Here is a 23566-nt window from a genome sequence, read left to right as displayed (position 1 = left end):
GAGGAATTCGCGATATATTGGTGCGTAAAGTGACTATGAGAAAATAAACTCTAGTGATACAATAGGTAAGTCTGTTTTTTAGATTATGTGAAAGTACGTCGATAGACGTTTTTCTTAAGATATCAGAAAGTATAAACTTCAAGAGAAGCATCCTGATATCGCAAGAAAAACTACATCTAAAACGCGGTCTGTCATCAGTGAAAGTACGTCGATAGACGTTTTTCTTAAGATATCAGAAAGTATAAACTTCAAGAGAAGCATCCTGATATCGCAAGAAAAACTACATCTAAAACGCGGTCTGTCATCAGTGAAAGTACGTCGATAGACGTTTTTCTTAAGATATCAGAAAGTATAAACTTCAAGAGAAGCATCCTGATATCGCAAGAAAAACTACATCTAAAACGCGGTCTGTCATCAGTGAAAGTACGTCGATAGACGTTTTTCTTAAGATATCAGAAAGTATAAACTTCAAGAGAAGCATCCTGATATCGCAAGAAAAACTACATCTAAAACGCGGTCTGTCATCAGTGAAAGTACGTCGATAGACGTTTTTCTTAAGATATCAGAAAGTATAAACTTCAAGAGAGGCATCCTGATATCGCAAGAAAAACTACATCTAAAACGCGGTCTGTCATCAGTGAAAGTACGTCGATAGACGTTTTTCTTAAGATATCAGAAAGTATAAACTTCAAGAGAGGCATCCTGATATCGCAAGAAAAACTACATCTAAAACGCGGTCTGTCATCAGTGAAAGTACGTCGATAGACGTTTTTCTTAAGATATCAGAAAGTATAAACTTCAAGAGAGGCATCCTGATATCGCAAGAAAAACTACATCTAAAACGCGGTCTGTCATCAGTGAAAGTACGTCGATAGACGTTTTTCTTAAGATATCAGAAAGTATAAACTTCAAGAGAGGCATCCTGATATCGCAAGAAAAACTACATCTAAAACGCGGTCTGTCATCAGTGAAAGTACGTCGATAGACGTTTTTCTTATAGCTTAGAGGAGGAAATCAGCATCAATGAAACTAGCGCCATTTATTGCAGTAGAAGGGCCCATCGGAGCGGGCAAAACCACGCTGGCTTCGATGCTTGCGGAAGAATTACAGCTTCCGATTATGAAGGAAATTGTTGAAGAGAATCCGTTCATCGATAAATTTTATCAGAACATGGATGATTGGAGCTTTCAACTTGAGATGTTTTTCCTCTGCAATCGTTACAAGCAGCTGAAGGACATCGTCAGCGAGTATATCGATAAAGGGAAACCTGTCATTTCGGATTATCATATTTACAAAAATCTCATTTTCAGCGATCGGACCTTGAAAGGGAATGAGAGAGAAAAATACCGGCAGATATACCATGTCCTTACGGATGATTTGCCCAAACCGAATATCATTATTTACATTAGAGCAGAGCTTCATACCCTTTTGAAAAGAATTGCTAAACGTGGGCGGACTTTTGAGGAAGGCATCGATCACAACTATCTGCAGCAGTTAATCGAAGACTATGATGCTGCGATGACCGCGCTGGCTGCACATGAACCTTCTACCCATATCATAACCATTAATGGAGATGTGGTTGATTTCGTTGAGAATAAAGAGCATTTTGAAGAGATCGCCACTCAAATAAAGGAGTTTATGGAATGAACCAATATCTTATTCCGGAAAATGCAATAATCACAGTCGCAGGCACCGTTGGAGTGGGTAAATCGACCTTGACCGCCGCTTTAGCCGAGCAGTTGGGCTTTAAAACTTCATTGGAACAGGTGGATCATAATCCTTATCTGGAGAAGTTCTATCATGACTTTGAGCGGTGGAGCTTTCATTTGCAAATCTACTTTCTTGCCGAGCGTTTTAAGGAACAGAAAAAGATCTTCGAAATGGGAGGAGGCTTTGTGCAGGACCGCTCCATTTATGAGGATACGGGGATTTTTGCCAAAATGCATGCGGATCAAGGCACGATGTCCAAGACAGATTATGAAACATATACCAGCCTGTTTGATGCCATGGTCATGACACCGTATTTTCCGCACCCGGATGTTCTGATCTATATTGAAGGCAGCCTGCCGTCCATCCTGAATCGAATCAAGGAACGCGGACGTGAGATGGAGATCCAAACGGATGTTACTTATTGGGAGCATATGTATGAACGGTATTCCAAGTGGATCAACGAATTCGACGCTTGCCCCGTGCTGCGCTTAAATATTGAAGAATATGACGTCCATGATCCGGAATCCATGAAGGATATCCTGAAGCGGGTGGGAGACATGATTTCCACGTCTGCAGCTTCTAAGTAAAAAGATAAACGGGTAACCCATTCTGGATTACCCGTTTTTTTAATAATATCCGGATTCCTAATAGCCGCAAGCCGCAGATTGAATCGTACAGAACGCTTTGGTGTATAAGTTTCTCATGATAATAAATACTAATTGCCAAAGCGATGTCTGTCATGAATTCGAAGGAGGTACATACAGTTGAATCCTGCAAAGAATAAATTACTTATTGCGGCTTTAGGCGGCGTGAACGAAATCGGTAAAAATATGTATATGATTCAGTACGGCGAGGATATTGTGGTCATTGATTGTGGTTCCAAATTTCCGGATGAAAGCTTGCCCGGGATTGATTTGATTGTACCTGATATCAGCTACCTGCTTGAAAATCAGGAACATGTAAAAGCTCTGATCGTAACGCATGGTCATGAAGATCATATTGGAGGAATCCCTTATTTTTTAAAACAATTAAATATTCCCGTTTATGGAGCCCGGCTCACCATCGAGCTAATAAAGATGAAGTTGAAGGAGCATGGGCTTCTTCGCGATGCTCAGCTGCATATTATAGATGTCAATTCCACGGTAAGCACCGGGGCAATTCAGGCAACCTTTTTTACAACCATTCACAGCATTCCTGACTGCTTGGGTGTGTGCTTTCAGACGCCGGAAGGAAATGTGGTACATACAGGTGACTTTAAATTCGACATGTCGCCCGTTAAAGGTCCTTTTCCAGATCTGCATCGGATGGCGGAAATCGGAATGAAGGGAGTTAAAATCCTTTTATCTGAGAGCACAAATGCCGAACGGCCTGGATTTACTCCTACGGAGCGTAATGTAGGCGAGCAAATACTTGAAGCGTTTGTCAAGGCTGAGAAGCAGGTTTTTATTTCTACATTTGCATCGAATGTCAATCGAGTTCAACAAATCATCGATGCGGCGATGGAGACAGGCCGTAAGCTTGTTCTGCTTGGCCGGAGTATGGTCAATGTCGTAACCATTTCTAAGGAACTTGGCTATTTGGATTTTCCCGACGATTTGCTGATTTCGCCAGATGAAACGGAGAGGTACCCTTCCGAAAAAATAGCGGTGCTATGTACAGGAAGCCAAGGCGAACCCATGGCTGCACTTTCCAGGTTGGCTAGTTCCAAGCATCCTTACATTGAAATTTTGCCTGGTGATACTGTGATCATTGCCGCCGGAGCCATACCGGGTAATGAAAGAAATCTCGGGCAGGTCATCAATAACCTATGCGTGCTGGGGGCGCGAGTCATTTATAAATCCGGAAGTGCTGCAGGTATGCATGTATCAGGCCATGGCAGCCAAGAGGAATTAAAGCTTATGCTGACCTTGATGAAACCCGAGTATTTGATTCCAGTTCATGGAGAAGCTCGAATGCTGTATCAGCATAAGCAGCTGGCAGAGTCGGTCGGAATACCACCTGAAAATGTCTTAATTATAAATAATGGCGATACAGTTCAAGTTGAAAGCGGAGGAGTTTCTATTGGATCAAAGATTCCTGCGGGCAACAGCCTGGTTGATGGATTGATGATCGGAGATATTGGCAATATCGTGCTGCGGGATCGACGGCATCTTTCTTCGGACGGGATGCTAATTATCGTGACAACGCTTAGCAAGTCGGAAGGGCACATGGTTGCCTCACCTGAAGTCATTTCTAGAGGTTTTGTTTTTGTAAAAGATTCCGAAGAGCTTATGGGGCAAATCCAAGATATTGTAAATTCTACCATGACTGAGTTATCGGAATCGCAGACTACTCAATGGAGTCTGATCAAACAGACTTTAAAGGATCATGTAGGCAAATTTATTTACCAGCAGACCAAACGAAGACCGATGATTTTACCTATAATCATTGAAATTTAGGTGATCGTACCGTTAAACTGATTCGGAACTAACCGCATTTCAGATGAAAATGAAGAGGCTGTCCCAAAAGAGGTAAGCTCGCTGGAAACATAGCTCGCATTGAGAAAAAAATGATGCTAAATTGAAAAAATGGCGGTGCAGGAAGTTATTCCTGTACCGCCATTTTTCTATAGATAAATCCTCTTCCGCCGTCATGCCCCGCTATAGCATACATCTGATCGTAATCCTCAATCGTCATTTCTCTTATCGTAATCCTCAATCGTCATTTCTCTTATCGTATTCATCGGTGGCTTTTTTCAATTGAAAATACGAGACATGGACACATCTTGTTGACATCTCGATGAAACGGCTGCCACATTCATAGATTATATTTTTCATCAAGGAACTGCATAAAGCCATAGTTCCCACACATCAATATACGAAACTATCATTCACGAGGAGGAACTATGATTAACCGCAGCAAGCGTAAACGGCCTATTAAAGCAATATTTTTTCTGCTATTTTTCTTCGTTATAGTACTAGGAATCAAAACAGTCTGGCATACCGGATCTATGGTGGAGAAATTAATGCCCGCTCTGACACGTGGAGATTCGACGGCTTCGGTGTCCGTACCGAATATATCTCTGGGCAATGCAAAGTACCGAATCGTAATCGATGCCGGACATGGCGGCAAAGACCCTGGTGCAACGGGGGCAAGTGGTCAATTCGAAAAGGGCTTTAACCTTTCTTTGGCACAGCGTGTATATCAGCTTTTGGAGCAGGAACCGATGTTTGAACCCCGTCTAACGCGGACGGATGATGAATTTGTTGCATTGGAGGACCGCGCGGCAATTGCAAACGATTGGAACGCGGATGCTTTGGTTTCGATCCACGGAAACACCTACAAGGACCAAACGATTACCGGAACAGAGACACTGTACCGGCATGACGACAGTATTCCTTTGGCTCAATCCATCCAAGAGCAGGTCGTAAAGGCGTTGGGATTTCCCGATCGCGGAGTTAAGGAAGAACATCTCAAGGTGCTCTCCTTATCGCAGATGCCAGCCGTCCTTGTTGAAACCGGATATCTTACCAACCCGGAAGAGGAATCCTTTCTGCTCAGCAGTAAAGGTCAAGACTTGGCTGCACATGCCATTGTTGAGGGATTGAAACAATATTTTAGCCAAAATATTCCCCATAAGCAGTCCATCGACAATGAATTAACAGAAGTACCGCCACCTGTTTCCATTATTGAGGATCAGCATCAGGGTCATTCGCAGAAAGAGCAATCATTCCAAAACAAAGTGTATTTCAACGGATCGGCAAAGGATGGAAAACAAGTTGCGTTAACGTTCGATGATGGACCCGACAGCAACATTACACCCAAGATCCTAGATATTTTGAAGGAAAACAACATCAAAGCCACGTTTTTTATACTGGGCAACCGAGCTAAAGCCCATCCAGATATAGTGCGCCGGATCGTCCAGGAAGGACATGCGATCGGTAACCACTCTTGGTCACATCCGAATTTCGAACAAATATCGATGGCTGAGGCGATGAAAGAAGTGGATGATACCCAGGATGTACTCGAAGAAGCGGTAGGGTCTCGCCCCATCCTGTTTCGGCCGCCATACGGTGCACTCGGAACCGATAAAATGGATGCCATTCACCAAAAGAATTTGGCGGTCGTTAACTGGACGGTAGACACGATGGACTGGTCAGGCGTATCTTCAAAAGAGATCATGAGGCTGGTTCGCAATGAGTTAAAGCCCGGAGGCATCGTGTTACAGCATACAGCCAACGGGAAAAACCATTTGGCCAATACCATCGAGGCGTTGCAGCAGATGATTCCCGAATTGACTGCTGAAGGATACTCCTTCGTAACGGTGCCTCAGCTGCTGCATCTGTCGGACTCGCCGTAGATAATGATTTTCAGACGGTGATTCCCGCTTATGATAACAGATATGTGCTAAAATCGATATCGTAAAGGTAAAGTGCTTGGTACGTTGATAAGTGCAGCGATTTGATTGCTTGATAAAGAATAAGGAATGGAGATCTTCATGAATAAAACCAAAATTCTCATCATTGAAGATGAAGAGCCGATTGCCGATTTGCTCTCATATGGACTTACGATGGATGGTTTTCATACGGGAACTGCAGCAAGCGGTGCCGCGGGGTTGAGCGAGCTGGAATCCTTCAAGCCCGATCTTCTCCTGCTTGACTGGATGTTGCCGGACCAAAGCGGACTGGATATCTGCAAAAAGGTGACAGCGAACTATAACATCCCCATCTTGATGATCACGGCTAAGTCGGACATTACCGATAAAGTGCTTGGGCTTGAATTCGGTGCGGATGACTATATTACGAAGCCCTTTGATCTGCGCGAAGTCGTCGCCCGGATCCGCACGATACTCCGTCGGGTGGATCAAGCCAATGTAGCAGAACGGGCAGCGGAAGAAGTTGTGGTGGTCCGGTTTAAAGACATTGAGATTGTAGCGGAGGAAAGGCTAGTCAAAAAAAACGGACAGCTTGTCGACCTAACACCCAAGGAATTTGACCTGCTCATGAAATTAATAGGCCACAAAGGTAAAATTTTCACGCGTACAGAGCTGCTCGACTTCGTTTGGGGATATGATTTTGCCGGCGATACCCGGACGGTGGACACGCATATTCAAAGGCTCCGTAAAAAGCTGGATGCTGGGGACCTCATTACGACCGTGTTCGGGATCGGTTATAAATTCGAGAAGCAGGCGGAATAGTGATGTTCCGGACGATCAGAGCCAAATTCATTGTCGGTTTCTTTCTGATATTCGCTCTATCTTTCCTTGTGCTCAATCAGACCGTCAAGGAAATCATTCGGACAAGCAATCAGAAGATTGTTACGTCGGATTTAGTTGGTCTCAAAAACAATAGTAATGTGTACGTGCGCCAAGCTTTTCTGATCAACCATTTTACGAATAACAAGCTCTATTTCGGCCAAATGGCCGAGGAAATGGTGAATGATCTAAATCATGCCACCGGAAGCAGCGTCAGCGCCTATACGGTGGATGGCGTTTTGCTGTTTTCATCCGACAAGTCGGAATTCACCGGGCGAAGCGATGACGATCTCAAACAAGCGATTAAGGGAAAGACGGCTTATCATGTCACTTATGGACGGAACGAAGGGAAGATCCTTTTCTCATACCCGGTTATCATCGACGGAACGAAGGTCGGCATCTTGCGTTTTGCCAAGGATTTCACCTTGCTGTATGAACAAAGCGGAAGGATTACGGACATCATTTTTTACATCGCTCTTGCGATATTTGCGGCAGCGTTCCTGTTCTCATACATCCTGTCTCGGCATATCACGATTCCGCTCGTCAAATTGACGCGGGCCTCAACAGAGGTAAAAAACGGCAATCTGAACGTGCGTATCCGGTTTCGGCGTAAGGATGAAATCGGGCGGTTGGCCGTTAATTTCAATGATATGATCGATACGATCAGCAGTCAGATTTCGACCATCGAAAGGGATCGGGATCGCCTGCGGGAGCTCAATCAACAGGAAAAACGTTTTTTCGACAATGTCACCCATGAGCTGAAGACGCCGCTGACATCCATCCTTGGTTATGCCGAAATGATCGGGGAGAAGGGGGAAGCCGACCGGCATTTTTTCGATAAAGGAATGAATCACATCGTGGAAGAGAGCAGACGTCTGCACGGTATGGTGGTGAAGCTGCTGGAGGTTTCGCATCGAGACACCGGCGATGATTTTGAAATCGTAGACACCGGCATCATTCTGCGGGACGTCTGCGACTCCATGTCGTTTCGGGCCAAGCGCTACAAAAAAAGCATCGTTTGCGAGACGCAAGAGAAAATGTTCGTATATGGCCAAGCGGACAGGCTGCGCCAGATCTTTATCAATCTGCTCGATAATGCGATCAAATACAGTTCTCCCCAATCGGAGATCTCAGCCAGGGCCGAGCTGGACTACGGACTTGTTCGCTTTATGTTCGACAATCCGGCCGAACCGATCCCGCCAGACCAGCTTGAGAGCCTATTTCAGCCGTTCTATTCGGCGGGCCATAAGTTCAAGGAAGAAGGCAGTGTCGGTTTGGGCCTCAGCATCGCCAAATCGATCGTCGACGACCATGGAGGGACCATCCGACTGTTCAGCCAGAACGGGAAGACCATTGTTTACGTGGATTTACCTTACATCGGGGAGGAGGGGGCATAATGGTAAACAAACGGTTTGTGGCATTGCCTGTGTTGTTTACGGTTCTGATTATCCTCTTGTCCGGATGTGCAAGGGGACTGCAGTCGGAAACCATAGTGATTCCAAGCACGGAAGATGAGCATATTGTCGATTCTGGCAGCAAGCCATTCCAAGTGAAAACAATCTATCGTCTCCCAATATCAGAAACCAATGACAGTCAATTGCTCGGTTGGACGGATCCCGAATCCGTTGTCGGTCTTTTTCAGGACGACCCCGGGGCAACCAGGCATTTGACGCAAAGTTTGCAGCGGCTCAAGCCACCTTATGAACAACTAGAGAAAATGCAAAGCATGAATGTTGATCCTCGGAACATCGAGATGTCGCCAAACGGTAAATATATCGTTGGGTTTAACAAGACACAAGATGGCATGAAGTTGATTTCACTTTCCGATGGGCGGGAAACCACCATAGGCATCTTCAAACCCAGTGAAGGGCTGCTCAAGACAAAGCTCACTTGGTCGGATAACAGCAGATACATCTCTTATCTCATTACAGACGTCAACGCAGGATCTGAAGTCAAAATGGCAGTGTATGACACTACCGCTGGACAAGTTAATCTGTATCCCCTGAAGTGCCTGCAAAACTCTAGCAGCATCTCCGAGGCGAAAATGTCTGACGATGGACAAAGCGTACTGATTGTGGTGAGGAATAAACGGACCAATAGTATCTGCATGGGGACAGTAGATGGAAGCAGCGTAAATATTGAATACGAGCATCAGACGGGCGGCGATCAGATGGCATGGCTTAACAAAGATCAGTTTGTTTTCCTTGGAACGGAAGGCACGTTGTATGAGTACGATCGACGAAACAAGGCTCTTTCTGTCCTGCTGGAGAAGGTTCTTAGCTTTCAATTGTCGCAAGACCGGAAGTATATTGCATACTCCCAGCAAGACAACGATTCAATCTCGATATATGCGGGCAAGCTTCAAGGGAACAACGTCCTATACAAAACATCGGTCTATCAAGGCTTTTTGCCTTCTGAAATGTTTTGGAGCCTGGACAATGACAGTCTATTGATCAATGGGCAGAAAATATATTCTGCGCCAAGAGTGCAAGCGAGTAAAGAGCCCGGTCCCGTATCGTATAATCAGCCGTTTATCATTAAGTTTCAATGACAAATCGGTAAAAATACTTTTCTTGCGAGAAAAGGATATGAAGCCTCGGAAGTTTATGCTTTCTTTGCGGCAGACTGAACGAAATATCGTTCGGTCTGCCGTCTTTTTTTAGATATTAGAATTTATATGTTTTTGCGGGGTTATTTTGGAGACATTTTGTTTACAAGTAGATGAAGTTTTGGAGATATCTTTACATTATATTTGGGAAAGTCAGCGTTGATAGATTCGATTCTTTTTATAAGGATGTAACATACAATTTTTGAAAGTGGGAATGAATATGAAAAAGCTTATTGTTATTATTATACTTTGCATCATGGCTGTAGGTTTAGCCGCATGCTCCGAACCCGAACGAGGGCAATCTCAGACTACTGCGGCATCTAAACCAACCTCTAACGAAAACACAGGCAAATCTGGGCTCGAGCCGCTGGATAATAAACCGAAGACAATCGTTATTTCCGTTCTTGCCGCGAACGATTTTTATAAACTCGCCAAAGAAAAATACGAAAAACTCCATCCGAATACGACGATTCAACTCAAAGAGTTTGAAAGCAGCAGCGATGGCGTCATGAGTAAAGCCGAGGTGGAAAAATTCGTCAAACAAACGACGACAGAAGTATTATCAGGAAAGGGAGCGGATCTGTTCGCGTTTACGACAGTCGAATTGCCTATCGACCAATACATTAACAAGAAAGCCTTCGTTAACATGGACGAATGGATTCAAAAAGATTCCTCGTTCGATCCTAAACAGTATCAAATGAATATCCTCGAAGGCTCCAAAATGAATGGCGGTTCTTACATTCTACCGATTGAATTTTACCTGGAAGCGCTTTACGGAGATGCGGAAGCCTTCAATAATGCTGGTATCGCAATCGATGATAGGTCTTGGACATGGAGCGACTTTGCCGATATCAGCAAGCAAATGAAAGGGAAGGGCAGCAGGCGCTACGCGATGGGGAACATCGCTCCTGAGACGATGATCAACAATCTTGTTTCGGATAATTATTCCCGACTGATCGATGGCGCGGGCGGAAAGGCATCTTTTGACTCCCAGATATTCATGGATATGCTCAAACAAGTCAAAGCCTTGTATGATGATAACGTACTGAAATCGGATTATGTAGACAATAAAAACAGTAGTTTTACGTATTCGTTAATTACATCGCCAAGCGATTACCTTGTGAGGCTTGGTTTGTATTATCCAAACGGTAAAGTTTATCAAAAGCCGCATTCCTCCGATCAGAAATCCGGTGTTTCGTTCGTCCCAACCAATCAAATCGCAATGAACGCGAATTCTAAGGTGCAAAGAGATGCGTGGGAGTTTATGAAATTTTTATTGTCCGAGGAAATGCAATCCTACCCTCGTCAAACGGGCTTCTCGATGAATAAAGCGATTAATGATAAAGACATCGAAAACCTAGAATCGAAAGAGGTCTTGCAGGATCCAAAGAGCGGGAGCATTAAAATTAAAGCTGAAGATCTCGAATCTATCCGAGAGTTGCTGTCAGCACCTAGCGTCAGGAATATGGGGTATGAATCGACGGTCCAAAAGATTATTACCGAGGAAACTAAAGCATTCTTCAGTGGCCACAAAACTACTGAAGCCATCGTTAAGCTTATCCAGAACCGTGTAGTGACTTATTTAAATGAATAAACATTTTCAATGGCTGATGTTTTGGAGCCTGGACAATGACAGTCTATTGATCAATGGGCAGAAAATATATTCCACGCCAAGAGTGCAAGCGAGTAGAGAGCCCGGCCCGGTATCATATAATCAGCCGTTTATCATTAAGTTTGAAATGATAACCTAACCCCACATTTGCGGCAGACTGAACGAAATATCGTTCGGTCTGCCGTCTTTTTTTTAGATATTTATATTTATATGTTTTTGGAGGTCCCCGCAAAGTATTTGGAATAAGCACCTAAGCATAGTCTCCACTTTGTGGGGTTATTTTGGAGACAATTTGTTCACATGTAGTTGAAATTTTGGAGACATCTTTACTTTATATTTGGAAAAGTCAGGGATGATAGTTTCAATTCTTTAGGAAAGTACCGTCTTGAAAATATGGAAGATATCGGTTAAGAAAGGTGGATCATGATGAAGAAAATAGGCTGGATATGGATTTGTCTAATTCTCTGTCTCTCCGCCTGCAGTGGAGCTCAGGGAAACAAAGGCGAAATGGCAATGAAAGGAGCGACAGCGGCGCAAGACGGAAATACGAAAGAAAGTGTGGATTCAAAAGGACATGTGAAGCTCGTGTTCTCGACTTTTTATCTGAGCAATCACATGCAGACGGCTGTGAAGAAGTATGAGAAACGGCATCCCAATATCGAAATTGAGCTGCAGGCTACACCCTCTGAAGGTAAGGATCTCGACGAGGTAACCGCAAATATTGAAAAATTCGTTACCTCCTCGAACACATCCATCTTGGCCGGCAAAGTTCCCGACCTGATTGAGCTTGATATGCTCCCGGCAGATAAATATGTAAGCCGTCATCTGCTTGTCAATCTAAGCGACATGATGGCGAAGGATTCATCGCTTCAGACGAAAGATTATTTCACCAACATCTTGGACAACTCGAAGATTGATAGGGGACTTTACGGGATGCCGCTTTATTTCTCCCTTGTCGGTTTGATCGGCGATGAGGATGCCCTTGGAAAGAGCGGAGTCAAGATCGATGACAGCAGTTGGACATGGAGCGATTTTACGGATATTGCCAAGCAATTGACAGAGAAAGGCGAGTACAAGAATGTGCTCATTAGCGAACCGCATTATATGCTGAGCGAGATGGTCGCTGACAACTACCGCCAGCTCGTCACAGAAGGAATCGGGAAAGCCAATTTCGATTCGGTGCGCTTTGCCGGGTTAATGCAGCAGATCAAAACGATGTTCGATGATGGTCTGATTTACGACATGGTTACGGATGGCGGTGGCAGAGGCAGCGAAGCTGCCAGGTATGTGAAAGCTTATTTCACCGAAGAAACCATCAGTTCTCTCCGAGGGTATCTGTTGAACAATTTCGCCGAGCATACCAAGCTGTATACCAAACCGCATCCGCAAGATGTGGGGGCTGGAGGTTATTTTAAAAACTTCGGAATGATCGGGATTAACACAAGCTCGCCTCATAAGCAAGAAGACTGGGATTTTATCAAATTTCTCATAGAGGATGAGGCGCAGTCTTATACCGATGTGTATGATCAAAGCCCTGGTTTTCCAATTAATAGAATTGCCTACGAAAAACAGCTGAAGCAGCTTAAAGACGAAGGAACGATTCGCGAGGCTGATCTTCCCGCGGTCAAGGTTGACAATGCATCGCTGGATCAACTGGACGACTATATTACGGGAGCCGTTCATTCCACCGAGAAACAGTCCAAGATTGATGAGATCATTTCCAATGAATCAAAGTCTTTCTTCAGTGGACAGAAATCAGCGGACAATTTCGCGAAACAAGTTCGGAACAAGATCAATCTATATCTCAACGAATGAAACGATGAGGAGAATCGTCATATGAAGAATATCGGGTTAGGATTATTGGTTAGCTGTTTTATAGCCTTCTCTTTAACCGCTTGCGGCAGTGGCAGCCCAAAAGGGGAAGCATCATCCGTGGGGAAAGGCAGCAATGAGGCGTCCACAGAAACAAACGGCGTGAAGGACACGCCCCAGAATAATGAACCGACCTCCGGTGGCAAGAAGACGATCGTCTTCTCCATGTTTTCCCCAGATCAACTGTTTCAGGAAGCTAAGATGAAGTACGAAAAGCTTCATCCAAACATTGAAATCAAACTGGAGACGGCCTACACCGACGATGCGCATGCCGAGGCGGATCAGGAAAAGTACGTTAAGAATATGAATACGGCCATGCTGGCAGGCAAAGGCCCCGATCTGCTCCAATCGGCAGAATATATGAATATTCTGCCTACTGACAACTACGTAAAGCATCATTTGCTAGTTGATCTCGGTGAATGGATGGACAAGGATTCGATTTTCCAAAAGGAAGATTATTTCGGTAATATCCTGGATAACTCTCGAATCGGTAAGGGACTTTACAGCTTGCCGCTCGCTTTCTTTTTGGAGGGATTTGTCGGAGATGTGGATGCAATCGATAAAACCGGGATTCAGGTTAACGACAAAACCTGGTCCTGGAACGATTTTATAAATACCGCAAATCAACTGGCGGCTTCCAAGGGGGGGGTACCCTTCAGCGCTGATGTTTGGCGAACCCGAAAATCTATTGGCAGAAATCGCAATGGACAACTATTCCTTATTTGTGGATACAGCGGGCCATAAAGCCAATTTCGATTCTGCCTCCTTCACCGGTCTGATGAACCAGGTAAAGTCCATGTATGACGATCATATCGTCACCATGGATTTTAGGAACAAGGCTTATTTCAGAACAATCCATATCAACTCTCCGTGGGACTATCTCGTATCTTCAAAGGAATATGGCGAGAACATGAAGTTTTACATGAAGCCCCATGCTCAGGATACGACAGCCGGCGGCTATTTCAGACCTTACAAAAGCATCTCCATGAACTCAAACTCCAAGGTGAAGGCGGAAGCGTGGGATTTCATAAAATTCATGATGTCCGGGGAAATAGAGACGCCTCCCACCAAGGCCGGATTTCCAATCAATAAAAAGGCATTCGCCAAGAAAATTCAGCAATTAAAGGATGAAGGTACGGTGAAAGCCTATGAGGAAGGGCCGTTGCACGGAATGGCGATCAAAGTCGATCAGGCCAAGCTGGATCAGCTCGAGAGCTTGGTGGAGGGAGCGATACATCAAGTCGAGTACAAATCCGCCAAGGTGCAGGAGATGATCGTTAAAGAGTCCAAGGCTTTCTTTGCCGGACAGAAATCCGCAGATGACGTCGCAAGGCTCATCCAGAATAAAGTAACGACGTATCTAAATGAACAATAGAAGACGGATAAGAGGATGGTTACGCAAAGACGGGATCAAAGCTCTATGGTTCCTGGCTCCAAGCTTGATCGGCTTTGCGATATTTTATATCATCCCGTTCATCATGGGTATCTATGAATCGTTCACGGATGGCTCGCTTGGCGGGAAGTTCGTCGGCTTCGATAACTACAGGGAGGTTCTTAGGAGCGGCTCGTTCCATAAGGCATCGGTCAATACGTTGTTGTTTACCGGTATGAGCGTTCCGCTGCTTATTGTGCTATCCCTGCTCATGGCGATGCTGCTGAATCGATCCCTCTATATGCGTAATTGGCTACGAACGTCGTTCATCCTGCCGCTCGTCGTGCCGGTAGCGTCCATCGTGATGTTTTGGCAAATTCTCTTTGACTGGAACGGGACGCTCAATGCGTGGCTGCATCATTTTCACAAGGAGCGGATCGACTGGATGCAATCGGATTGGTCCATGGGCATCATGATAATCATGTACATTTGGAAAAATCTCGGCTACAACATCATTTTATTTTTAGCCGGACTTCAGTCCATTCCGAAAGATTACTATGAAACGGCACAGATCGAAGGGGCGGGGAAAATGCGTCAGTTATTACACATTACATTGATTTATTTGACGCCGACGATGTTCTTTGTCATTCTCATTTCGATCATCAACTCTTTCAAAGTGTTTCGGGAGACTTACCTGTTGGCAGGCGAATATCCCTACGACCGTATCTACATGATGCAGCATTACATGAACAACATGTTCTTTTCCCTGGATATTCAGAAGCTCACGACTGCCGCCACACTGATGGTTGGCTGCATCGTCATTCTGGTCACCGGGCTGCTAAGCATCGAGCGCAGATTCCGGGAACATTTGGAGTAACCAGGGAGGGAGGAACAACTATGAACTACATGAACTACATGAACTACATGAACTACATGAGAAAGATACCTTTTACCAAGCTGGTGCTGACGCTGCTGCTAGGCATGGCAGCCATTGTGATGCTTGCACCTATCTTTCTGACGATAAGTAACTCGGTCATGACCGAGCAGGAAATCGGGAGGAACTACGACCTGATCGGACAGATGATTGACGTTACAAAAGGCGGCAAGGATTCGTTCATCAATCTGAAGCTGATCCCGGATTGGATATCATTTGAGCAGTATGCCGAGGTGATGGTGTTTTCCACCAAATTCCTGCAGATGTTCTGGAACTCAGCGATGATGGTCATCCCTATCGTGGCAGGGCAGGCCGTCGTCGCATCCTTAGCGGCTTACGCCTTCGCCAAGCTCCGATTTCCAGGAAGAAATCAGCTGTTCATGGTTTATTTAATGACGATGCTCATGCCGTTCCAAGTCACGCTGGTTCCAAACTATATGGTCATAGACAAACTTGGGCTGATGAATCATGCGTCGGCGATCATTCTGCCGGGCATCTTTGGAGCATTTGGCGTCTTTATGATGCGGCAATTTATGGCCCATATTCCCGGTGCGTATTCCGAAGCCGTGATGATGGACGGAGGGGGACAATGGGTAATCTTCTGGCGGATCATTCTTCCGCTGGCGAAACCGGGTCTGGCTGCGCTGATCGTTCTGTTATTCGTCGATTATTGGAACATGATCGAGCAGCCGCTCATTTTTTTGCAGGATTCCTATAAACAGCCGCTGTCCTTGTACCTTGCGCAGATCAACAAAGAAGCAAGAGGCATCGGCTTTGCCGCTTCGGCCTTGTACATGGCTCCCATGGTTTTTTTATTCCTGTATGCGGAGTCCTACTTTATCGAGGGAATACAATTATCGGGCATTAAAGGCTAGCTTAGGAGTGAATGACATTGGAAGTCGAGATTTCCCAATCCAGAAAACGCAAAGTCCGGCTGATTGCAGGCCTGTTTATAGCCCTTCTTCTCCTATTCACGTTTGCAGGGAATAACCTGCAGACCCTCACATTACCCAAGGTAATGACGGCGAAGACCAGCAAGGGTTCGCTCGTTCATACTTACGAGAGCCGCGCGGTCGTCACTCCAAGCGAGGTGAGCGAACTGACCAATCCGGCCGGATGGAAAGTCGCAAATGTGCTCGTTAAAAAAGGAGATGTCGTTCAGCAAGGTCAAGTGCTGATCGAATATGACGGCAGCGATATCAAACAGCAGATTGCTGACGAGCAGTCCGCCTTGAAGAAGCTCCAATTGTCGATGGAGCAGTTGAATTACAATGTGATCCTAGCGATGCAGGGAGAAGATGAGGCTGCAAAAATCAGCGCTACCGCGGCGCTGGAATTGGCAAAAGTGGACGTGTCTATCCAGCAGCAGCATATTCAGAATCTGAATGGCAATCTTGCAGCCAACAGGCAGCTCAAAGCGCCGTTTCAGGGCATCGTTATGGATGTCGGCGCGATCGAAGGTTATAGTTCGACCGGTAAACCGGATATCACGATTTCCAATACCGCCAAGGGATATAAGTTTACGCTGCTGATCCCGTCGCCGATCGCTTCGAAGTTGAGCGTTGGGGATACGTTGAAGGATGTATCCCTTCCAGGAAAAGAAGGGGATCCAATCCCTTTGTCCGGCACGATCAGCAAGATTGATGCGTCACCCGGTTCTTCGGATAATCCTTTAAGCACTTCGGATGAGAAAGTGCCCGGTTCAATGAATCAAGTGGAGATCGCGCTTAAAGACCGTGCACTTCATGGCGGGGAACAGGTAGATGTCAAAATAGCGCAGTCCAACAGCGGCGACGCGATCCTGGTTCCGAATCAAGCCATTCACAAGGATCAGGAAGGTGCTTATGTATTCGCTCTGCGCGAATCGCAAGGCCCGCTCGGAAACGCATATTATGCTGTTCGCACGAATGTGCAGATTACCGATGCGAACGACACGACAACGGCTGTAAGTGTGGGGCTGTTCGAAGATCAGGAGATCATCGTGGACAGCAACGATCTGATCACGGACGGCACACGTGTCCATGAATAATTGGGGGAGTTGAATGGAAATGAAAAACATCAGAAACGTATGGGTAGCTCTATTAAGCGTTTGTATCGTCAGCCAATATCCGCTATCTATGACTCATGCTACTTCCGGTGCAGCGGACAATGCTGTCACAAATAGCCTAGGATCGATACTCTTAAGCTCCAAAGTTCAAGTTTCCCTTGAGGACGTGAACATTTGGCCGCAGGCCGCAGGCAATATTCTCACATACACGCTGAACTTCTCAAACTCCGGAAGCAGCAGTTCAAGTCTGATGAACTATTTTTCAAAGGTAGCCACTCCCGGAGGATCTCTTATCATGGGACATCCCATTTCCGGGGACGACCTCAAGAAGAGCGTGCAGCCCAAGGATAACATTCGTGTGACGTATTATGTCAATCTAAAACAGGTCAGTTCGCTTAAGGGCTTGAAAATCCCCGTGTACGTTTGGGACGCCAATGCCAAGGGTTATTTGAAGCATGCGGGTACGTTTACACTGCCAGCTAACGATTCAACCGTAACTGCAAACGGCAAGAGCTTGAATACAACGCTAAACAATATTCCGGTTACGGCCAGCAGTGAATCACTTGAACTGTATCCATTCAATGGGAAAGTGTATGCGAAAGTTGGTTTCAGCTTGACCAACCGTGGCAAAAAGGTTCTGGAAGACCCGGGTTACATGGCGTATCTGGTATCCGGCGGAGGAAGCATATTCAAACTGGCATTAAGCACTCAGACCGCATATCAAGTACAACCAGGAGAGAAGAAGACCCTTTATTATGTATGCGAATTACCCGCAAATTTAAATACGGCGAATATGAAGCTCCAATTCACGCAGAAAGACGAAACGTTGAATCTGGAGTACGCCACATCTGCATACAAGCTTCCGAAAGCCGTTGTACCGAATCAGGTCGTGGGCTATGGTCAAGTCCAAAAAATCATGATCAACCACAACAGCATAGAGACATCGCTCCAGAATGCCAGCGTTTTGGGAGAGAACGGCAAGGGTAAGTGGTCCTTCCAGCTTCGGGTGAAAAATACCGGGAATAAGACCGTCACATTCCCTGCATATAGTCTTGCCGTCAAATCAATCAAAGGCAAATCTTTTCCGGTAGAATCGAACGGATTAAGCGGTATAACCTTAAAACCGCTGGAAGAGAAGGTCATTCCTCTCAGCGTACAAATTCCGCTTGAAGTCGAGCAGAACACGCTGAAGCTCGAAATGATCGAGGCTGCCGAACAGAAGGAAAAAGATAAAGACGCGGACGTTAAAGGATCTGTAGGAATAACGGATTCCGGTGTGAATATAAAACTTCCCGTTGCATATTTTGTCATCCCGTATATCCCGTACACTGACGCGCAAATGGGGATGCCTTACCTTGCAACCAACTCTTTCGGATCGTTTTCGTACAGTCTGGAATCGCTGCAGCGCCTGCCTTGGAAAGAGGAAGACATCGTATCGGCCAAATTGAAGATTACGAATACGCAATCAACCAACCTGTCCCTCCCGGAATTAAAAGGATCGCTAAAGGCAGATTTGCAAGATTTGTCCGAAACAACACAAGTGTTAGTGGATCATGAGGCCGCCGTCTTGAGACCGGGTGAAAGCACCCGAATAAACGTGCTCGCTCATATTCCTTATACTCAGGAATTCCGTAAGTTAAAGATTGATCTATATACGCTTGAAAAGGATGAAAAAAAGGCGTTCCTATCCTTGAGTACTCAGGGCGCGATAACCGAGATCGAGCCGATCAAACAAGGCGAAAGCTATGTCATTTCCGGCCAAGGGAAAAATGCCAATGTAACTGAAACCAACACGGGCGTGTACAGCGGCATGAATGCCAACATTGTGGCTACGGAAATGCTGTTGAGCAGCGATGAGAAACGGCAAACCAGAATGCCCCGGCTGCAAGCCTATTACAAAACGGGGGACGGGAAACTATATGATGCGACAGCCAACCAGCCGGATACGCCGGCATCGCCGGGCGTCAACCAGAGGATCACATTCTGGGCCAAACTTCCCAAATCTGTGGACACCTCCGGGCTTAAGCTTGTTCTTGGTCAGGGAATCACAGGAAATAAGCTCAGCGAAACCGGAGAGGAACCGAGCGGTTATGTGAACCCAGTTTCAATGAAGCTCCATCCGGTCGATATTCAGCCAAAGACAAACTTGTCGCAGATCCCGCTGGCTCCATACACCCTGTCGGTCCTGAATTCGAAAGGTTTGTTTATCACGGGTGGTAACAGCATTCAAATCAATATGAACTATAATCTGAATCTGAAAGACAATGCCGAAGCCGAAGCGGGTGGTTTGAACCATAAACTGGTGCTGAAAATGACGGATTCATATGGACAATCACAGGAAAAAACGCTCAGTATTGGCACGGATTTAACTCCGGGGAATCATCATTCTTACTCGGTTAGCTTTAGCTTTAGTCAACAAAAGAGACAATCGGGAGAATCCTATCTATTAACCCTGTATGACGAGATCGCTGGTGAACGCATTGAGCTGGGTAGTGAGAGATATCCTTTATTCATAGAGGATCCAACAGAATCGGATCGATAGATATTCATATTATGATTTGACTAGGGGCTGTCCCAAAAGAGGTAAGACTCGGTGGAAACATAGCTCGCATAGAGAAAAAAATGATGTAAAAATGAAAAAATGGCGGTGCAGGGGGTTATTCCTGTACCGCCATTCTTCTATTTTGGTCAACTGCTGCTTTCTTTTGCAAATTATGGGTAAGTGAAAGCCACACGACCCTAGCTAGAGCATAACCTTGCTCACTGCGGCTTTCCGTTTTCTCTTTGCTTTCATAATGAAAAATGTTGACTCGATAATTTCAATTTTTTGGATTGAAAAATTGTTTATTTGTATATATGATAATGTTATAAACGAACATATTCCTGTTTTTAACAAAAAAGGAGCTGCCGCCAGCATGTCTACCAAACCTCGATTGAATCGGATGTTCAGCGTACAAGGTAAATGTTTCGACGTCGCCATCGATCATGGATTTTTCAATGAATTTTCCTTTCTATCCGGCATTGAGAACATGAATAGCGCCATCGAAACGGTAATTAAAGCCGGTCCTGATTGCATTCAGCTAAGCGCCGGTCAGGCTCGCTTGCTTCAGGATATTCCGGGCAAGCAGAAGCCTGCGCTTGTACTGAGAACGGACGCAGCGAACATCTATGGGACTGAGTTGCCCAAATATCTATTTAGTGAGCTCATCGACCGGGCTATTGAGCAAGCCGTTCGATTGGATGCCGTCGCCGTTTGCATTAATTTGCTGCTTCTTCCTGGGCAGCCCGAGCTGCATCATCAATGCGTGCGCAATATTACGCTTCTGAAGTCTGAGAGCGAGAAATACGGAATGCCACTAATGATTGAACCGCTCGTTATGCTTCCGAACGAAGTAAAGGGCGGGTACATGACGGATGGCAATATTCAGAAAATCATGTCTCTCGTTCGTCAAGGCGTCGAACTCGGCGCGGACGTCATTAAGGCGGATCCATCGGACGATGTGAGCGAATACGCACGCGTCATTGAAGTCGCCTCCGGTGTTCCTGTTCTCGTACGCGGCGGAGGACGGGCCAGCGATGAAGAGATTATGAAGCGTACGGAAGAGCTGATGAGACAGGGCGCTTCCGGTATCGTATACGGCCGAAATGTCATTCAGCATCCCAATCCCGGAGCGATGACATCAGCCCTCATGGCTATCGTTCATGAAGGGGCTTCGGCGGAGCAGGGTTTAGCGATTTTGAAGGGGGCTGATTCCTAATGGGCAAGAGAGTCGTTCCTTTCGGTGTTATCGGCTGTGGCCTCATGGGCAAAGAGTTTGCCAGTGCGGCAGCCCGCTTTTGCCATCTGGCGAATGTGGATTTCGAACCTCGTATCGTAGTGGTGTGCGACGCCAATGAATCGGCGATGCAATGGTTTAAGGACAATGTACCAAGCGTAACCCATGCTTATACCGATTACAGGGATCTACTGGCAGATCCCACCGTAGAGGCGGTCTACTGTGCGGTTCCCCACAATCTTCACGAGCAGATCTATACCGATATCATCCAAGCTGGCAAGCACCTACTCGGAGAGAAACCGTTCGGCATCGACCGCAAAGCGAACGAAGCGATAGCGGCAGCGATAAGAGAGAACCCGCAGGTTATCGTCCGCAGCTCCTCCGAATTCCCCTTTTTCCCCGGTGCTCAGCAGATTGCCAAATGGGTTAACGAGGGCAGATTCGGACGGATCATCGAGGTGGAGGCCGGCTTCTGGCATTCCAGCGATCTGGATCCGACGAAACCGATCAATTGGAAACGCCGGCGTGCCACCAATGGGGAATACGGATGCATGGGTGATCTCGGGCTTCATGTTCTCCACCTGCCGATGCGGTTCGGTTGGAAGCCGACCAATGTGCGTGCGCTGCTTTCGAAGGTTGTCGAAGAGCGGCCCGACGGCAGGGGAGGAGCAGCACCGTGCGAGACGTGGGACAACGCCATTCTTGCTTGTGAGGTGAAGAGAGCCGACCAGCAATTCCCGATGGTATTATCTACGAAAAGGATTGCGCCTGGCCACGCCAACACTTGGTTTATCCGGATCCAAGGAACGGAATTCTCGGCGGAATTTACGACGAAGAACCCGAAGCAGCTTGCATCTCTTCCATACGTCCCAGGAGGCCAGCAAGCTTGGCATATTGTTGATGTGCCCTATAAAAGCGCGTATGGCACTATAACGGGAGCGATCTTCGAATTTGGCTTCTCCGACTCCATTCTGCAGATGTGGGCCGCTTTTTGCGATGAGGTCGTTCACGGCCGCGATCGTATGACGCAGCCGTTCTACTGTGCACTGCCCGAAGAAACGGCAGGCAGCCATCGCATATTTACCGCAGCATTAGACTCGCACCGCACGGGAAGCACGGTCACCGTGGACTGGGAGGGCTTGAAATGAGAGCGCTTCAATCGCCGGCAGCCGATATCGTGATCGCCGGACATATATGCCTGGACGTTATTCCGGCGATACATGGCCATAAGCATGGCAGCGGGCTTGGAGAACTGCTCGTCCCCGGCAAGCTGGTCGAGATCGGGCCGGCGGTGCTGTCTACGGGCGGCGCAGTCTCCAACACCGGACTCGCCCTGCATCGTCTCGGATTTCCAGTTAAGCTGATGGGTAAGATCGGGGACGATCCATTCGGAGGCTTGATTATGGGAATTCTGAAGGGTCACGGGGAAGCGCTCGCTCGAGACATGATCGTGGCGCGCGGCGAGAGCAGCTCTTATTCGATCGTAATCAGTCCGCCGAGCGTCGATCGGGTTTTTCTGCACTGCACCGGAGCCAACGATACGTTTGCTTCCGAGGATGTCACGGCAGAGTCATTGCAGAGCGCGAAGCTGTTTCACTTTGGATATCCGCCACTCATGCGACGGATGTTTGCGGACGGCGGAACGGAGCTGGAGCGTTTGCTGTACAAAGTCAAAGCGCAGGGGCTTACCGTTTCGCTGGATTTGGCACGCCCGGATCCGGACTCTCCAGCGGGGCAAGTGGATTGGCCTGCTATTCTGGCCCGCGTGCTTCCTTATGTGGATGTGTTCCTGCCAAGCTTCGAGGAAATCGTCTATATGCTCCGGCCAGAAGTCTACCGGGAGCTGTCCGAGCAGCACGGAACAACCGATATGATCGCCTATGCAGACGGCCCTCTGCTCAGCTCGCTCTCCGAGCAATTGCTGAACATGGGAGCGGCAATGATAGGTTTAAAGCTCGGGGAGTACGGCTTCTACCTGCGAACGGCTTCCAGTCGGGAGCGCCTTGCTGCCATGGGGGCGTGCACGCCGGATGAAGAGCGGCTAACAGACTGGCAGGATAGGGAACTGCTGGCCCCTTGTTTTCAAGTTGAAGTCGTCGGTACGACAGGAGCCGGCGACTGCACGATCGCGGGCTTTTTGGGAGGGCTTTGGAAAAGGTCTACAATCGAGGAAGTGCTGCTCGGAGCGGTAGGCGTCGGCGCCTGCAACGTGGAGCGGGCCGATGCGGTGAGTGGGATTCGAAGCTGGGCCGAGGTACAGGCTCGAATGGCTGCAGGCTGGAATCGCAGCGAAGCAGCTCTATTGCTTCCGGGATGGACTTACGAGAGCAAACCGGGCATATGGGAGTTAAGACGTTGAATTGACATGCGAAAAATACTGGCTGGAAGAACAAGCCACTCCT

Annotated in this window: 18 protein-coding genes; all 18 read left to right on the top strand. The window is 46.8% G+C overall.

Going from position 1 to position 23566, the window contains the following annotated elements:
* Positions 1-1023: 1023 nt before the first annotated feature.
* Complete coding sequence (locus tag MUG84_RS18445) at positions 1024-1647, top strand: deoxynucleoside kinase (RefSeq protein ID WP_244727443.1); 624 nt, start codon at positions 1024-1026, stop codon at positions 1645-1647.
* Positions 1644-2297: a deoxynucleoside kinase gene (locus MUG84_RS18440; RefSeq protein ID WP_244727440.1), complete on the top strand. Its 654-nt coding sequence runs from the start codon at positions 1644-1646 to the stop codon at positions 2295-2297. The genes MUG84_RS18445 and MUG84_RS18440 overlap by 4 nt, the downstream gene beginning before the upstream one ends.
* A 177-nt stretch (positions 2298-2474) precedes the next feature.
* The gene (locus MUG84_RS18435; RefSeq protein WP_244727438.1) at positions 2475-4148 is read left to right on the top strand and encodes a ribonuclease J; all 1674 of its coding nucleotides are present in this window, start codon (positions 2475-2477) and stop codon (positions 4146-4148) included.
* A 446-nt stretch (positions 4149-4594) separates the two neighbouring features.
* The gene (locus MUG84_RS18430) at positions 4595-6049 is read left to right on the top strand and encodes an N-acetylmuramoyl-L-alanine amidase (RefSeq protein WP_244727436.1); all 1455 of its coding nucleotides are present in this window, start codon (positions 4595-4597) and stop codon (positions 6047-6049) included.
* A 138-nt stretch (positions 6050-6187) separates the two neighbouring features.
* On the top strand, positions 6188-6886 hold the full coding sequence (locus tag MUG84_RS18425; RefSeq protein ID WP_244727434.1) for a response regulator transcription factor: 699 nt from the start codon (positions 6188-6190) through the stop codon (positions 6884-6886).
* 2 nt (positions 6887-6888) lie between these two features.
* Positions 6889-8340, top strand: a complete 1452-nt coding sequence (locus MUG84_RS18420; protein WP_244727432.1) for a HAMP domain-containing sensor histidine kinase — start codon at positions 6889-6891, stop codon at positions 8338-8340.
* Positions 8340-9494 (top strand): WD40 repeat domain-containing protein, encoded by a 1155-nt coding sequence (locus MUG84_RS18415; RefSeq protein WP_244727430.1) that lies wholly within the window; start codon positions 8340-8342, stop codon positions 9492-9494. Before MUG84_RS18420 ends, MUG84_RS18415 begins: the two co-directional genes overlap by 1 nt.
* Before the next feature lie 277 nt (positions 9495-9771).
* Positions 9772-11145, top strand: a complete 1374-nt coding sequence (locus tag MUG84_RS18410; RefSeq protein ID WP_244727428.1) for an ABC transporter substrate-binding protein — start codon at positions 9772-9774, stop codon at positions 11143-11145.
* A 441-nt stretch (positions 11146-11586) separates the two neighbouring features.
* Complete coding sequence (locus MUG84_RS18405) at positions 11587-12978, top strand: ABC transporter substrate-binding protein (protein ID WP_244727426.1); 1392 nt, start codon at positions 11587-11589, stop codon at positions 12976-12978.
* Between the two features lie 21 nt (positions 12979-12999).
* Positions 13000-13779, top strand: coding sequence for an ABC transporter substrate-binding protein (locus tag MUG84_RS18400; protein ID WP_244727424.1), 780 nt, complete (start codon positions 13000-13002; stop codon positions 13777-13779).
* Positions 13739-14410, top strand: a complete 672-nt coding sequence (locus MUG84_RS18395) for a hypothetical protein (RefSeq protein ID WP_244727422.1) — start codon at positions 13739-13741, stop codon at positions 14408-14410. The genes MUG84_RS18400 and MUG84_RS18395 overlap by 41 nt, the downstream gene beginning before the upstream one ends.
* Positions 14400-15284 (top strand): carbohydrate ABC transporter permease, encoded by an 885-nt coding sequence (locus MUG84_RS18390; protein ID WP_244727420.1) that lies wholly within the window; start codon positions 14400-14402, stop codon positions 15282-15284. Before MUG84_RS18395 ends, MUG84_RS18390 begins: the two co-directional genes overlap by 11 nt.
* A 20-nt stretch (positions 15285-15304) precedes the next feature.
* Entirely contained in the window at positions 15305-16216 is a 912-nt protein-coding gene (locus MUG84_RS18385) for a carbohydrate ABC transporter permease (protein WP_425313235.1), read from the top strand.
* 17 nt (positions 16217-16233) lie between these two features.
* Positions 16234-17370 (top strand): efflux RND transporter periplasmic adaptor subunit, encoded by a 1137-nt coding sequence (locus tag MUG84_RS18380; RefSeq protein WP_244727418.1) that lies wholly within the window; start codon positions 16234-16236, stop codon positions 17368-17370.
* A gap of 19 nt (positions 17371-17389) precedes the next feature.
* Positions 17390-19930, top strand: coding sequence for a hypothetical protein (locus tag MUG84_RS18375; RefSeq protein ID WP_244727417.1), 2541 nt, complete (start codon positions 17390-17392; stop codon positions 19928-19930).
* A 373-nt stretch (positions 19931-20303) separates the two neighbouring features.
* The gene (locus MUG84_RS18370; protein WP_244727415.1) at positions 20304-21146 is read left to right on the top strand and encodes a class I fructose-bisphosphate aldolase; all 843 of its coding nucleotides are present in this window, start codon (positions 20304-20306) and stop codon (positions 21144-21146) included.
* Positions 21146-22312 (top strand): Gfo/Idh/MocA family protein, encoded by a 1167-nt coding sequence (locus tag MUG84_RS18365; protein WP_244727412.1) that lies wholly within the window; start codon positions 21146-21148, stop codon positions 22310-22312. The genes MUG84_RS18370 and MUG84_RS18365 overlap by 1 nt, the downstream gene beginning before the upstream one ends.
* Positions 22309-23523, top strand: coding sequence for a carbohydrate kinase family protein (locus MUG84_RS18360; RefSeq protein WP_244727410.1), 1215 nt, complete (start codon positions 22309-22311; stop codon positions 23521-23523). The genes MUG84_RS18365 and MUG84_RS18360 overlap by 4 nt, the downstream gene beginning before the upstream one ends.
* The last annotated feature ends 43 nt before the right edge of the window (positions 23524-23566 follow it).

It is taken from the genome of Paenibacillus mangrovi (assembly GCF_022898935.1).
Taxonomy (GTDB): Bacteria; Bacillota; Bacilli; order Paenibacillales; family Paenibacillaceae; genus Paenibacillus_AQ; species Paenibacillus_AQ mangrovi.
The sequence above is the reverse complement of the archived record's forward strand: the minus strand, read 5'-3'. Positions and strand labels throughout refer to the sequence as shown.